Raw genomic sequence first — 12,919 nt, 5'->3', positions numbered from 1 at the left:
GGCCGTCCCCGGGTGCCGGCCGGCCCGCGCCGGGCGGCGCGATGTGTCCCAGCCCGAGGCCGCCGTCCACCCGGAGGGTGTCCCCGACGGTGTAGGAGGTGCCGGCCGCCACGGCCTGCCGGACCGCTGCGGCGAGGTCGGCCGGCCGTGCGCCGCGGTGCAGTGCCAGGTGCGGCAGCAGCCGCTGCTGGCGCCGCCGGCCGCCGCGGGACGCCAGGAAGGGCGCGGCTCCGACCCGGATCTGGTTGAGCAGCACCCCGCGCGGTGCCGCGCGGGCCGCCAGGTGGCGCCAGAAGGCGAGGTCGGCGGCGCGGGCCGCCGCATGCCCGGGGTCGGTCGCGCCGTGCACCTCCGGGCCGAAGTCGGTGACCAGCAGCATCCGCCCCGACCCCCGGCCGGCCATGGCGTCCGCCGTCTCCGCCGCGGCCCGCCGGTCCAGGGCCCGGGGGCCCGTCCGGTGCCCGAGGACGGTCTCCCCGGTCAGCACGGCGCAGCACACGTCCGGGGGAGCGGGCCCGCCGGGCTCCGTGAGCCGCAGCCCGGCGTCGGCCAGGGCCCGCGCCACCACGTCCGCGCCGGGTGCGCCGGGGTGCAGCAGGGCGGCGGTGCGGCCGTGCGGGGCGGGCGGCCCGGCCGTCACGGGGCCCCCGCGTCGACGTCCACGGTGCTGCCGGTGACTCCGGAGGCCAGGTCGGAGAGGAGGTAGAGCACCTGGTGCGCCACCTCCCGGGAGTCCAGCAGCCGGCCCAGGGCGGTGGCGCGGACCGCCCGCTGCACGTACCGCTCCCAGGTCAGGTCCGGCGGCCCGTGGTGACGGCGCAGACTGGCCATGAAGTCGCGGCCGTACCGGTCCTCGTCGCGCAGTGCGGGGGAGTCGGTCAGGCCGGGGCACACCGCGTTGACGCGGACCCCGTACGGGCCGGCTTCCCTGGCCAGCGCCCGCATGAATCCCTCGATGCCGGACTTGGCCGCGCAGTAGGCGGTGTTGGAGGCGAGCCCGCGGCGGGCGGCGGTGGAGGACAGCAGGACGACGGAACCGCGCCGCCGTTCCGTCATGCCGGGGACGACCAGCCGGCACAGGCGGTAGGTGCCGGTGAGGTTGACGTCCAGGGTGCGCTGCCAGTCCCGTTCGCTCTGCTCGGCCAGGAAGACCTGCCGGGTCGCCAGGACCACGCTGTTGACCAGCAGGTCCACCGGGCCGAGGACGGACGCGCAGCGCCCGGCGGCCTCCTGGAGGGAGGGGCCGTCGGCCAGGTCGGCGGGCAGCGCCAGGGCCCGGCCGCCGTGCTTCTCCACGGCCGCGGCGGTCCTGCCGAGCGCGGCGGCGTCCCGGCCCAGCAGCGCCACCTGTGCGCCGTACCGGCCGAGGCCGGCGGCGACTTCCGCGCCGATGCCGCTGCCGGCCCCGGCGACCAGGGCGGTGCGGCCGGCGAACAGGGCCGGGCCGAAGGCGGGTTCCGGGGGAGCGGCGGCCGGCCGGCCGGCCGCGGCGGGGCCGTGTGCGGGGGAGGGGCCCGGGGGGCCGGGGGAGCGGGAGTGGTCAGGGGTGCCGGAGGGCTGTGGGGTGGGGTCGTCTCGCACGGGTCGTCTCCTGTCGTGACGGAGCCCCGGCCGGAGCGCAGCCGAAAGTCACCTGCCGGTGAACCGGGGCGGGCGGCGCTCCAGATACGCGGCCGGTCCCTCGCGTCCGTCGCGGTATCCGGTCAGGCACCGGTTGTGGTAGGCGTCCTGGAGGCGCAGGCCGAATTCCGCGGGCGCGTACCAGGCGCGTTCCCGCAGCTCCTTGTAGAGGGCGTAGGCCCGGGTCGGCCCGCTGCCGAACTCGGCGGCGAGCGCGTCGAGTTCCGCGGGGAAGCGGTCGGCGGGAACCACGCGGTCGACCAGTCCGATCCGGGCGGCCTCGTCGGCGTCCAGCAGGCGGCCGGTCAGGAAGATCTCCGTGGCGCGGGCCGGTCCCACGACACGCGGCAGCAGCACCGCGTTCCCCACATGCCCCAGTCTGCTGATACAGCTGCCGATGCGGGCCGTGCCCGAGGCCAGGCGGTAGTCCGCCGCGCAGGCGATCTCGGTGCCGGCACCGGCACAGGCACCGTTGAGGCCGGCGATCACGGGCTTGGGCGCCTGGAGCAGCGCCTCGCAGATCCGCAGGTAGTAGGAGTCTCCGGTCTCCGGGAAGGTCGGGGTGCGCCGCCGCTCGCCGGACACCAGGCCGGCCAGGGCGTCGATGTCGTCCCCGGCGCAGAACGCCGCCCCCCGCCCGGTCAGCACGATGACCCGGACACCGTCGTCCTCGGCGGCGGCCAGCACCGCGCGCAGCAGGGCCTCGCCCAGCCGGCGGTCCAGGCCGTTGCGCCGGTCCGGCCGGCCGAGCACCAGCCTGGCGACCCCGTCGCGCACGGTGTTCTCCAGCACCGCGGGGGACCCCGGGGCTCCCTTGCCGGTGCCGGTGCCGGTGCCGGAGCCCGTACCGGTGCCGGGGACTGCCATGCTGCTCACCTCTCGGCCGGCCTGCGGGACGAAGCGCGGAACCACGGGGCGTGCGGCGCCGTGGACGGATCCGACGCTAGGCGCCCGGGCGGCGCGGCACCCGGTCCCCGCGGTACTCGTTCCGGCGGGCGGCGGGTACTGCGGGAGCGGCCGGGCGCGGGCCCTGCGCGAACAGGTGCCGGCGGCTGGGGACGCCCAGCTTGCCGAGCACGCTGCTCACATAGTTCTTGACGGTCTGATGGGCGAGCGACAGGTCCCGGGCGATCTCCTCGTTGGTGAGGCGCTGGAGCAGCAGCGCGAGCACCTCCTTCTCCCGCTCGGTCATCAGTTCCTCGGCCCGGGCCGCGGCGACGGGGCGGTGGTCGGCGCCGTAGTCGTCGCCCAGCCACCAGGTGGGCCGGCCCGTGGAGGTGCGCACCACCGCGTCGCCCAGCTCCCGGGGCGCGATGGACTTGTGGATGAACGCGTCCGCGCCGACCGCGACCGAGTCGGCGACCGCGTCCGGGGTGTTGTCGGCGGTGAAGAAGATCACCCGCGGCGGCAGCGCCAGGTTCTTCAGCGCGCGGCACAGGGCCAGGCCCTGACGTGCGGTGGGCAGGTGGAGTTCCAGCAGCACCACGTCCGGGGTGTGGCGGCGGACCAGGTCGAGCGCGGAGCGGGGGTCGTCGGCGGTCGCCACCACGGAGACCCCGTCGTGGGCGCCCAGCGTCCGTTCGACCGCGAACGACAGCAGCGGTAACTTCTCGACGACCAGCACCGTGCCGGGCCCGTGGCGGGCGGAGGCACCGGGGCTCTCCCCGGACGAGTCCCCGGGCACGGGGTGCGGCACGGACTGCGGTATGGACTGCGGTATGGACGGTGGCATGGACGATGCCGGCATCTCATCCCCCTTATGGCGAGGCTGGTTTCTGCCGGGACCGGGAAGTAGCAGGGCCCTCTCCCCCGGCCGGGCCGGGCGTGTGACGCCCGCGGCGTGAGGGTGCAGATGTTCGAATGGGCTTGGTTCAGCCTAGGACCGCTCAGCGTGATGATATGCCCCGGGTGATGCTTATTACGCCCATTTTACTTTTCTTCCTGATTGAGGGGTACTCCCGGTACTGTCCGGCCCCGGCTCTCCGGCCTCAGACCCGGGCCGGCCCCGTCCGCTCGGTGAGGAAGTCCAGCAGCAGCCGGTTGAAGAAGTCGGGATTGTCCTGGTTGGCGTTGTGTCCTGCTCCGGGGATCACCGCGAAGTCGCTGTCCGGCTCGCGCTCGGCCCACCGCCGGGGATCGTCGGCGACCGTGCCGGTCTCGTCGTGCTCCCCCAGCGTCAGCAGGAACGGACACGGAATCCGGTAGTCCGGCTCCGGACGCAGGCAACGCGACATGCCCGCCCAGGCGCTGACGAACTCCCTCTTGCGCATCCGGCTGGTGGCGTCGTAGGCGTATTCCCGGGCCTCGGGTGTCGCGGCCGTCTCCCGGCTGACCACCTTCCGGCGCCAGGAGTCGCCGCGCAGCAGGAACAGCAGCGGCGACAGCCGGAGCGCCAGCCGCTGGTGCAGCGGCAGCGGGGTGGTCAGGCTGTTGTTGCCGACCACCACCAGCGCGCGCACCATCCCCGGCCGCTCGTGCAGCAGTTCCTGGGAGACGAAACCGCCGAGCGAGTGCCCGACGAGAATGCTCTGCCGGTGGCCGAGGGCGGTGATCAGGTCGGCCAGGCAGCCGGCGGCCGTGCCGACCGAGAAACGTCCCCTCAGCGGTTTCGAGGCGCCGTGCCCCGGAAGGTCCCAGACCAGGACCCGGTAGCCGGCCGCGGTGAGCGGGCCGGTCTGCCGGTCGAACATCCGGTGATCCATGGACAGGCCATGAGTGCAGGTCACCAGCGGGCCGTCCGGCGGCCCCGCGGTCCAGCTCTCGATCCGCTGTCCCCGCAGCTCCAGTGTGTGATGGTCAGTCATGGTGCGCACCTCTGACGTGGCGTGACATCTACTTGTCCCTGTCGGTTTCCATCCCTTTCTTTCCGTCATGGTCTCGCGGGGGGAACCTGCTGTCACACGGACAGCGATGCACCGGTCGCGCCGCCGCTTCCCCCCCCCGCCCGGCCCCGCCGCCGCGGAGAGCCCGGCCCACGCCGTGACGGACTCGCGCCTCCGCAGGCCGGGTCACCGGTCACCGGCCGCAGCCCCGGGCCGCCCGGCCCCCGGGCGGGATGCCGCGCGGCGTGCGGCGGCCTGGGCCATTGGGGTGAGCCGGGTGGCGGCGCGCTCCGCCCGGCGGGCAGACTTCCCGCGTGCGTTGCCGTCCTGCCGTCACCGCGATTGCCGTGACCGTCGCCGTCGTCGTTCCTCTCAGCGCCTGTGCCCGGGAGGACAGCCGGGGCACGGCCGGCTCCGCGCTGCTGAACGCCCCGCCGTCACCGGCGCAGGAGGACGGCATGCGGGAGGTGACCAGCGCCCGGGACGGCAGCGGGCCCGCAGAACCGGTGCCGCGGGCACCGGCCGCCCCCGTGGACGGTGACCACGGGAGCACGGCGGAGACCGCGCCCGCCGCTTCCCGCCCGGTGCCGGACCCGGCCGCGAGCGCCGCCGCCCCGGGCGGGCGGGTGCTGCCGGACGACGGCACCACGGCCGGCGCCGCGGGCCCGGAAACGGGCGGCCCGTCACCGGACGCGGCCGAGGAGTCGCCGGACGGTCCCGGCACCGTCTGCCGCATGGCGGAGGACCGTGTCCCCGCCGCGGCGCAGTCCTGGTGCGAGCGGCTCTTCGCCCCCTGACGGGCGGGACCGGTGCCGGGCCCGCCGCGCCGCGGGGAAGGCGGGGAACGCGCGCAGACCCGAAGCGGTGTGGAGACCGACGCGGACGCCGTGCCATACTCGCGACATTTAGTGCCGTGAGCGACGGGGTTTCTTCAACAAGGGCCCGGGAAGTATTGCGCTCCTCATTGTGCGCCGTGGTACGCCCGGGGCGCCCGGAGGATTTCTCTCCGCCGGAAAAGCTTCCACCCAGGTGTATTCGCTACGCCCTTCTGTATGAATGCCCGCCGGAAAGGGAGGGCTCCGGCCGCGGTGACGATGCGCCGCCGCCAGGCGTGGCGCGCTCGTGCCGTGTGCAACTGATCGCCTCGCAGGTGCAGTTGCCGGGCGGCAAAAGCGAGCGGTGAGTGAGCCGCGAAGCCTTATAGGGTATTTCTCGTCTCTCTGTCGAGCACTCGAAATGACGATTGCACCTTTTCTCCGGGGGAAATACCTTCGCATCACCGCACCACGTGACGGTGCCGAGTGGGCGAACTCCCCGCGTGGCTCGGTACGGCAGGTGCGGTCACGCGGCGGTCCAGAGCACGGCCCGACCCGCCGGAGACAGCCCGGCAAAGAACATCGGTGGCCACGGCCCGTCACCCTCCGCGGGATTCCCTTCAGGCAGCGGGCGCTGCGGTTTCTTGCGCTGCGCCCTGTCTCCGAGAGCAGGTGTACATCATGTCTTCACCGTGCCGGTTTTTCCGGAACTGGTCTCCGGTAGCTGTCGTCTGCGATGTGGACGGCACCCTCGTCGATACGGAGAGATCCTGGCAGGAGGCCCGGATCCGGACGCTGGCGGAATACGGACTGAGGCCGCCGGCCGGATTCCCCGAACGCGTCGAGGGGATGCACTACACCGATTGCGGGCGGCTCATGGCGGTGGAGGCCAGCAAGCCGGAACTCGCCACCGAACTGGCCGACGCGCTGCTGCGCCACTTCCTCGCCCGGGCCGGTGACGACGCGGTCGCCATGCCCGGTGCGGCCGAGTTCGTCCACCGGGTGGCCCGCCGTGTGCCGCTCGCGGTGGCGAGCAACTGCCCGCGCGAGGCGGTGCAGGCCGGCCTGGAGCGGGCCGGGCTGCTGCGCCACGTCCGGCATGTGGTGGTGGCCGGGATGCCGGTGCCGGACGAGCGTGACGCCGTCGTCCGTCCCAAGCCCTGGCCCGACGGATACGTGACGGCGGCCCGGCTGTGCGGCGCGGCACCGGAGCTGGTGCTGGCCGTGGAGGACTCCCGCACCGGTGTCCGGGCCGCGCGCGGGGCCGGCCTGCGGGTGCTGGGCGTCGGCTCCCGGCTCGCCGGCGGCGAGGACGGCACCGTGGACGCCTGGGTGGCATCACTGGACGATCCCGGCCTGCTCGCGTGGGCGGGCGGGATCCGTCCCGCCGGCTCCCCTTCCGGCGGCGAGCCCACCGTCCGCTGAGCGCCGGCGGGCCGGTGGGCCGGTGGGCTCCCGCAGGCCGGTGCGGCGGCGGCTCAGCCGGCCTTGCCCAGGTGGGGGCGCAGGGAGCCCACCGGCCCCGCGGCCGATCCGAAGAGCAGCCCGATACCGGCTGCTCCGGGATCGGGCACCCCGGCGGTCCGGTCGCCGAGGTAGCTCGCCCGGCCCAGGCGTGCCCGGAGGCGTGCGGTGTCGCGCACGCCCTGCCAGGCCGCCTCCGCCGCGGCGGACAGCGCCCGTTCGGGCGGGGTCTCCGGCGGGGCGGCGGCCAGCGCCCCGGCGGCCGGTGCCAGGGCGTCCACCAGGGTCTTGTCACCGGGGGCGGCGCCCCCCACCCGGCGGATGGCGGCGAGCCCTCGGACGGTTCCGTCGCGCAGCGCCCCGGTGGTGGTCCCGGCGTCGTCCACGGCGGCGGCCAGCGACTGCAGCAGCAGCCCGAACATCGGGCCGCTGGTGCCGCCGATCTCGTCCAGGAAGGCCGTGGCGGTGGCCTCCAGGGGGAGCGCGGCGCCGGACCCCGCGGCGCCGGAGGCGGGCCAGGGGAGCCGGTCCAGGCGCCGGCGGGCGGCGCGGGCCCCGGCACCGAGGTTGGCGCCGAAGTCGCCGTCGCCGGCCAGCTGGTCGAGTTCGGTCAGCTCTTCCTCCACGGCCAGCGCGCCCTGCGTGAACCAGCGCATCCAGCGCCCGGTGAGGGCCGAGCCGCCGCAGACGTCCCCGGGGACGGGGCTGGCAGGGCTGACGGAGCTGACGGAGCTGACGGGGCTGACGGGGCTGTCGCCTGTGGACATGGGCGATCCTCCTGTCCGGTGTCGCCCGGCCGCCGGCCGGGCCGCGGCGGGCCGCCCCCCGCTCACCACCGGAGGGCGGCTGTGCGGACCGGGGCGTCGTAGTACTTGAGGGTCATCCAGTCGGCGGCCAGCAGGGTGAGGGAGAAGCCGCGCATGTCCAGGGCGGTGACATAGCTGCCGACCAGGGTGCGGGCCACGCCGATCCGCTGCTTCTCCAGCACCCGGACCAGCTCGCCGCAGATGCCGTACAGCTCCAGGGAGGTGGTTCCGCCCAGGCCGTTGACCAGGATCAGCACCGGATCGCCGGCCGCCGGGCCCAGCGCCTGGAGCAGTTCGCCGGCCATGCGCTCCACCAGCGGCCGGAGCCCGGCCGCCGGGACCGTGCGGGCCGCGCGCTCGCCGTGGATGCCGACGCCGTATTCGGTCTCCTCCCGGCCCAGCCGGAACGCGGGCTCCCCGGTGGCCGGCGAGGTGTGCGCCGCGGAGGCGACGGACAGGGTCCGGCACCGGGCGGCCAGGCCGGTGCCGAGCGCCTGCAGCTCGGCGAGGCCGAGCCCGGTGTCGGCCGCCCCGCCGAGCACCTTCTCGATGAGCACCGTGCCCCCGGTGCCCCGCCGGCCGGTGCCGGTGCCGGCCGAGTCCGAGGCCACGTCGTCGTCGACCAGCACGCTGGCGCAGGGGATGCCGCGGTGGGCGAGGCGTTCCGCGGCGATGCCGAAGTTGATCCGGTCGCCGGTGTAGTTCTTCACGAGGTGCAGCACGCCGCCCCGCCGGGCCACCGCCAGCGACGCCTCGTACACCTGGCGGTTGTGCGGCGAGGTGAAGATCCGGCCGGGGCAGGCGGCGTCGAGCATCCCGGCGCCCACGAACCCGGCATGCAGGGGTTCGTGCCCGGAGCCCCCGCCGGAGACCAGACCCACCAGCCGGGAGCCGGCCGGGTGACGGGCGGCGAGAAAACCGTGCTCCGGGTCGAGGGCGACAAGGTCCGCGTGGGCGCGGGCGAAGCCGGCCAGGGCGTCCGGAACCAGTCGGTCGGCGCTGTTCTGGAAGAACGGAGCCACGTTGCCTCCCTTCCCGAGCGAGGTCGGATCAAGCGGCCCGCCCCTGCGGACCTTCATGCTGCAACCGTCCCGGCGCTTCGGCAAACCGCACGCGGCGGGCCGTCCCCGCCCGGACCGGGCGGGGACGGCCCGCCGGCTCACGGGCGCAGACCGGTCCCCGCCCGACCGGTCGCGGGATCGTACGGGTAGGACAGGTGCTGGTGGACGAGCATCCACCGGCCGTTCCGCCGCCGGAACACGCGGGTGCCGCGGGACCAGCTCTCCGCGGTGCCGCCGCCCGGCAGCCCGGCGGTCATCCGGTTGAGCCCCCAGGCGACCGCCAGGTCGCCGCGGACCAGGACCCGCAGGTCCGGGATGTGCCAGCCCACGGCCCCGGCGGCGCTGTCCAGGCCGTGCCGGCACACCTCGCGGACGGCGTCCGCACCGAGGTGCTGCAGCGGCTCGTCATGCTCGTAGGACACCACGTCATCGGCGATGCCGGACATCAGGGCGTCGAGGTCCCCGCGGGCGGTGGCCTCGGACCAGCCGCGGTGCACCTCGCGCACCTGCTGCCCGGCCTCCGCGTCCGCCTGCTCCAGGGCGAAGGAGTGGTGCTCGTGGGCCACCGCCCAGCGGCCGTTCTCCCTGCGCAGGCCGAGGGTGAGCCGCAGCCGGTCCGCGGGCCGCCCGGCGAGGTCCTGCGGCGTGCCGCAGCGCAGCAGGGCGTGGGCGAAGGCGACCTCTCGCCCGGCGGTGACGTCGAGGGAGACGATCTCGAAGACGGCGCCTTCCGCCAGCCACCGGAAGAACGGCGGCCAGGTCCTGCGGTAGGCGTCCAGGCCGCGGACGCCGTCGTGGGGCGGCGGGACGTCGAACATCACGATGTCCTCCGTGTGGTGCGCGAGCACGCCCGCGAGGTCCCCGGCCCGGACCGCCGCGGTCCAGCGCTCGACCAGCTCCCTGATCTCCCGCTCGTCCCCGGCCGCCGCTTCCGTGGTCATCGGTTCGGTGGTCATGGCCCTGCTCCCGTCGGTGGCGGTGACGCCCGCTCGCCGGGCGTCCGTGTCACCCCCTACAACCCGGGCCGGCCGCCGGATTCATCGGCCGCCGGGGAATCGCTCCCGATGTCCCCCGGCAGGCCGAACCGGCCGAAGTCGGCGGTGAGGAAGGAGACCACCTCCGCGATCCGGTTCCCGCGCAGGGCCAGCACATCCAGACCGGCGGGCAGGTACCGGCCGCGCTCCCGGCTCCACAGGTAGGTGCCGAACGCGAGCTGTCCGTTCGCGCTGGTGCGCCGGAACCGCCACCGCAGGGTGAGCGGCTTCCCGGCCAGGAACGCCCGGACGGACTCCCGGCCGCGGTACCACTCGGCCAGGGGAGGCATCGAGTAGGTGGCGTCCTCGGTGAGCATCCGCACGACGGTGTCGACATCGCCGCGCTCCCAGGCCGCCGCGTACCGCCCGGCCAGCTCCCGCACCCCGTGCTCCCCCAGTGCCCGCAGCGCCGCCTGCTGACCGGCCTCGGGGCGCCGCGCGTCCAGAGCCGCGCGGGCGCGCTGAAGTGCGCTGTTGACGGATGCGACCGTGGTGTCCAGCAGCGCGGCCACCTCCCGCGCCGAGAACCCCAGCACCTCGCGCAGCAGCAGCACCGCGCGCTGCCGGGCGCCGAGGTGCTGGAGTGCGGCGACGAAGGCCAGCTCCACGCTCTCCCGTGCCAGGTAGCCGGCCTCCGGCTCCATCCGGTGGCCGGGGTAGGGCTCCAGCCAGGCGGCGGTCTCGGCGGCGGGCGCGCCCGGCGCGAAATCGGTGGGCAGCTCGCGGCGGGCGCGTTTCTCCAGCAGCGTCAGGCACCGGTTGGTGGCGATCCGGTACAGCCAGGGACGGAGGGAGCCGCGGCCGTCGAACCGGTCCAGCGCCCGCCACGCCCGCAGCAGCGTCTCCTGGAGCACGTCCTCGGCGTCCTCCACCGAGCCCAGCATCCGGTAGCAGTGCGCGTGCAGTTCGCCCCGGAACGGCTCGACCAGGCTCCGGAAGTCCGCCGCCTCGCCCCGGTGCGCGGCGGCGGCCGGCACTCCGCCCGAGTCCTCCACCTCAGTGCCCTCCTCTTCCCCGCCGGTGTCCCGGCCCCGGCCACAGCCGCGGCCCGGGGCGCTTCCCTCCGCCGCCCCGGCCGCCCGGTTCCGGCAGCCGGATGCCGGGGCCGGACAGCTGGACGCCTTCGATGGCAGCGCGGACCGGCATGAGGACAGGAAAGACAGTAACCGCCGGGCGCGACGGGAGGAGCGGCGGCTCCGGTCCGTGCGGTCGGCCCGCGGTCCGGGAGCCGATCTCGGTGATGAGGGCCTCGATGCGGGCGCGGATCTCGTCCCGGACNGCCGATCTCGGTGATGAGGGCCTCGATGCGGGCGCGGATCTCGTCCCGGACGGGGCGCACGGCCTCCACCCCCTTGCCGGCGGGGCCGGCCGGTTCCCAGTCCGGGCAGGTCCTGCCGGGGAAGACGGTGCAGGCGTCGCCGCGGCCCATGGTGATGACGTCGTCCGACGCCCGGACTGCCTCGGGGGTGAGGACCGTGGGCTGCCGGTCCGAGGCGGGTGCCGGCCGATCCGCTGCGGCTGAGGCTCGTCGCCCGCCGGCGGGGCCGCCGCCCGCGCATGCCGCGGGCGGCGGCCCCGCCGCTTCAGGCGGTGTCCCCGGACCGCTGCCTGCGGCGGCGTGCGGCGCCGGTCAGCAGGTCGAGGAGGACGAAGGCGAGCAGGCTGACGCCCAGCACGGGCAGCGCCCAGCCGATGAACACCACCGCCGGGACACCCAGCAGGAGCAGCGGGCGGGGCACATGCCGCCAGGCGCCCCGGGCCGGGGGCCGGCCGGGAGCCGGCCAGGTGGTGTCCCGGAGCGGGCGGCGCTGCCACCACATGCGGTAGCCGTGGCCGATCAGCCACAGCAGGCCGAGGGCGACGGCGGCCAGGACGATCTGGTTGGCCAGGCCGAACAGGCGGCCCATGTGCGCCTGGATGCCGAGCGTGCTCAGCTTGGCCAGCACCGGGTGGTCGGCGAAGCGGACCCGGTCCAGCACCTCGCCGGAGGCGGGATCGACGGCCACGGTGTCCAGCCGCACCGGCCACACCTTGTCGTCCTGGGCGACGGTCCAGCCGTGCCCGGCGTCCGGCGGCGGCGTGAGCTTCACCGGGCCGTCCAGCCCCGCGTCACGGGCCACGGCCAGCGCCCGGTCGGCGGTGGCGGTGGCGGCCGGAGCGTGCCCGTCGTGCGTCCCGTCACCGTGATGGACCTGATCCTCCCCGGTGCCGTCGGCCGCGCCGGGCAGAGCGGTGGCCACCGCGGGCGCGTGGGAGTCGAAGGAGCCCTGGAGCGCGTCGAACCGGCCGCCGGCGTACTGCGACCAGGTCAGCCCGGTGGCGCTGAGCACCAGCAGGCCGAGGGCCAGCCAGACGCCCGCCGAGGCGTGCATGCCGCGTGAGCGGCGCACTCCGCGGGCGGTGCGCTCGGGCAGCAGCACCCCGCGCGGGCCGCGCCGGCGCCGGCCCCGGGAGTGCCGCAGCCACAGGACCAGACCGGCCAGGGCGAGGACCCACAGCCAGCTGGCGGCCAGTTCCGAGTACAGCCGGCCGGTGTCGCCCAGGTGCAGGCTGCCGTGCAGGCCGCTGAGCCAGGTGGTCAGCGGAGGGCTGCCGAAGTCGGTGGTCAGCGCACCGGTCACCTCCGCGGTGTAGGGATCGACGTAGACGGTGCGCTGCTGTGCGCCCAGTCCGGGGACGGACAGCACCACCCGCGTGGTGGCGTCCGGGCCGTCCGGCACCAGGACGGAGGAGAGGGTGCCCTCCGGGTGGCCGGCCAGGGCGGCGTCGATCTGCTCGGCCAGCGGGCGGGGGTCGCCGGCGGCCTCGCGCACCGTCAGTTCCTCGCGGTAGACGAGCTGTTCCAGTTGCGGGGCGAAGGCATAGGCCAGGCCGGTCAGGGCGGTGAGAACGAGAAACGGCGCGACGAGGACACCGGCGTAGAAGTGCAGGCGCCGCAGCAGCGGGCCGAAGCCGCGGCGGGGGGCGGGCCCGCGGGGCGGGTCACCGGCCGCCCGCGGGGAGACCACGGAAGTTGTGGACATGACAAGCTCCTGTCTGATCCGGTCCCCGTCGGCCCGGCTTCCGGACGCGGTCGGGGCGCCGGCGCACGGTTCGGGCGGCGGCGACGGGGGCGAGGGCTCCGCCGCGACGGGCGGCGGTGTCATCCGACTGCGATAGCGCCGTCACATGCCCGACGGCATCGGCTGGTTCACCCGCGCCGCGGTGGGCGGCGGCGGGTGAGCGCCTGTCAGGCCGGCGCCGGGCGCGGCGGCCCGCGCCGGGCCACCGACCGGGCCAGCATCCGCAGCCGGTATG

Annotated in this window: 12 protein-coding genes and 2 pseudogenes; 2 read left to right on the top strand and 12 right to left on the bottom strand. The window is 75.6% G+C overall.

Translation table 11 applies throughout. The annotated features are described in order from the left end of the window. The 5 genes from GQS09_RS30735 to GQS09_RS22115 form a co-directional block, all read right to left on the bottom strand. Positions 1-640, bottom strand: a 640-nt coding sequence (locus GQS09_RS30735; protein ID WP_165988984.1) for an SDR family oxidoreductase, incomplete at its 3' end; no start/stop codon positions are given. Continuing rightward, entirely contained in the window at positions 637-1,581 is a 945-nt protein-coding gene (locus GQS09_RS22130; protein ID WP_313896273.1) for an SDR family NAD(P)-dependent oxidoreductase, read from the bottom strand. The genes GQS09_RS22130 and GQS09_RS30735, both read right to left, overlap by 4 nt. A 48-nt stretch (positions 1,582-1,629) precedes the next feature. Continuing rightward, entirely contained in the window at positions 1,630-2,487 is an 858-nt protein-coding gene (locus GQS09_RS22125) for an enoyl-CoA hydratase/isomerase family protein (protein ID WP_165988982.1), read from the bottom strand. A gap of 76 nt (positions 2,488-2,563) precedes the next feature. After that, positions 2,564-3,316, bottom strand: a complete 753-nt coding sequence (locus GQS09_RS22120) for a response regulator transcription factor (RefSeq protein WP_165988980.1) — start codon at positions 3,314-3,316, stop codon at positions 2,564-2,566. A gap of 292 nt (positions 3,317-3,608) precedes the next feature. Further along, a complete protein-coding gene (locus GQS09_RS22115) occupies positions 3,609-4,424 on the bottom strand; it encodes an alpha/beta fold hydrolase (protein WP_165988978.1) in 816 nt (271 codons plus the stop codon). A gap of 365 nt (positions 4,425-4,789) precedes the next feature. On the opposite strand from GQS09_RS22115, the gene GQS09_RS22110 reads away from it, so the two are divergent. Continuing rightward, positions 4,790-5,239 carry a hypothetical protein gene (locus tag GQS09_RS22110; RefSeq protein ID WP_165988976.1) on the top strand — a complete coding sequence of 150 codons (450 nt, stop codon included), beginning with the start codon at positions 4,790-4,792 and terminating at the stop codon, positions 5,237-5,239. 699 nt (positions 5,240-5,938) lie between these two features. Then, positions 5,939-6,682 carry an HAD family phosphatase gene (locus tag GQS09_RS22105; protein ID WP_165988974.1) on the top strand — a complete coding sequence of 248 codons (744 nt, stop codon included), beginning with the start codon at positions 5,939-5,941 and terminating at the stop codon, positions 6,680-6,682. A gap of 53 nt (positions 6,683-6,735) precedes the next feature. Here the strand turns inward: GQS09_RS22105 and GQS09_RS22100 are convergent, their stop codons facing one another. The 7 genes and pseudogenes from GQS09_RS22100 to GQS09_RS22080 all read right to left on the bottom strand — a co-directional run bounded on the left by GQS09_RS22100 (position 6,736) and on the right by GQS09_RS22080 (position 12,645). After that, positions 6,736-7,377, bottom strand: coding sequence for a DAK2 domain-containing protein (locus GQS09_RS22100; RefSeq protein WP_165988988.1), 642 nt, complete (start codon positions 7,375-7,377; stop codon positions 6,736-6,738). Positions 7,378-7,550: 173 nt separating this feature from the next. Next, positions 7,551-8,549 (bottom strand): dihydroxyacetone kinase subunit DhaK, encoded by a 999-nt coding sequence (locus tag GQS09_RS22095; protein ID WP_165988972.1) that lies wholly within the window; start codon positions 8,547-8,549, stop codon positions 7,551-7,553. A 137-nt stretch (positions 8,550-8,686) separates the two neighbouring features. Next, positions 8,687-9,085: a nuclear transport factor 2 family protein gene (locus tag GQS09_RS29805; RefSeq protein WP_313896274.1), complete on the bottom strand. Its 399-nt coding sequence runs from the start codon at positions 9,083-9,085 to the stop codon at positions 8,687-8,689. A 45-nt stretch (positions 9,086-9,130) separates the two neighbouring features. Next, positions 9,131-9,529 (bottom strand): annotated as a pseudogene (locus GQS09_RS29800) (YybH family protein); the annotation flags it as partial. Between the two features lie 71 nt (positions 9,530-9,600). Then, a complete protein-coding gene (locus tag GQS09_RS22085) occupies positions 9,601-10,617 on the bottom strand; it encodes a sigma-70 family RNA polymerase sigma factor (RefSeq protein WP_165988970.1) in 1,017 nt (338 codons plus the stop codon). 287 nt (positions 10,618-10,904) lie between these two features. After that, positions 10,905-11,105 (bottom strand): annotated as a pseudogene (locus tag GQS09_RS29795) (phosphotyrosine protein phosphatase); the annotation flags it as partial. Between the two features lie 100 nt (positions 11,106-11,205). Continuing rightward, entirely contained in the window at positions 11,206-12,645 is a 1,440-nt protein-coding gene (locus tag GQS09_RS22080) for a PepSY domain-containing protein (protein ID WP_165988968.1), read from the bottom strand. Between the last annotated feature and the right edge of the window lie 274 nt (positions 12,646-12,919).

Source organism: Streptomyces sp. YIM 98790, assembly GCF_011421595.1.
GTDB lineage: Bacteria > Actinomycetota > Actinomycetes > Streptomycetales > Streptomycetaceae > Streptomyces.
The sequence above is the reverse complement of the archived record's forward strand: the minus strand, read 5'-3'. Positions and strand labels throughout refer to the sequence as shown.

What these genes read in the sequence shown, in the direction of transcription:
- GQS09_RS22125 (WP_165988982.1), bottom strand. Translation starts at nt 2,487, where the DNA reads ATGGCAGTCCCCGGCACCGGTACGGGCTCCGGCACCGGCACCGGCACC.
- GQS09_RS22105 (WP_165988974.1), top strand. Translation starts at nt 5,939, where the DNA reads ATGTCTTCACCGTGCCGGTTTTTCCGGAACTGGTCTCCGGTAGCTGTC.
- GQS09_RS22115 (WP_165988978.1), bottom strand. Translation starts at nt 4,424, where the DNA reads ATGACTGACCATCACACACTGGAGCTGCGGGGACAGCGGATCGAGAGC.
- GQS09_RS22080 (WP_165988968.1), bottom strand. Translation starts at nt 12,645, where the DNA reads ATGTCCACAACTTCCGTGGTCTCCCCGCGGGCGGCCGGTGACCCGCCC.
- GQS09_RS22100 (WP_165988988.1), bottom strand. Translation starts at nt 7,377, where the DNA reads ATGCGCTGGTTCACGCAGGGCGCGCTGGCCGTGGAGGAAGAGCTGACC.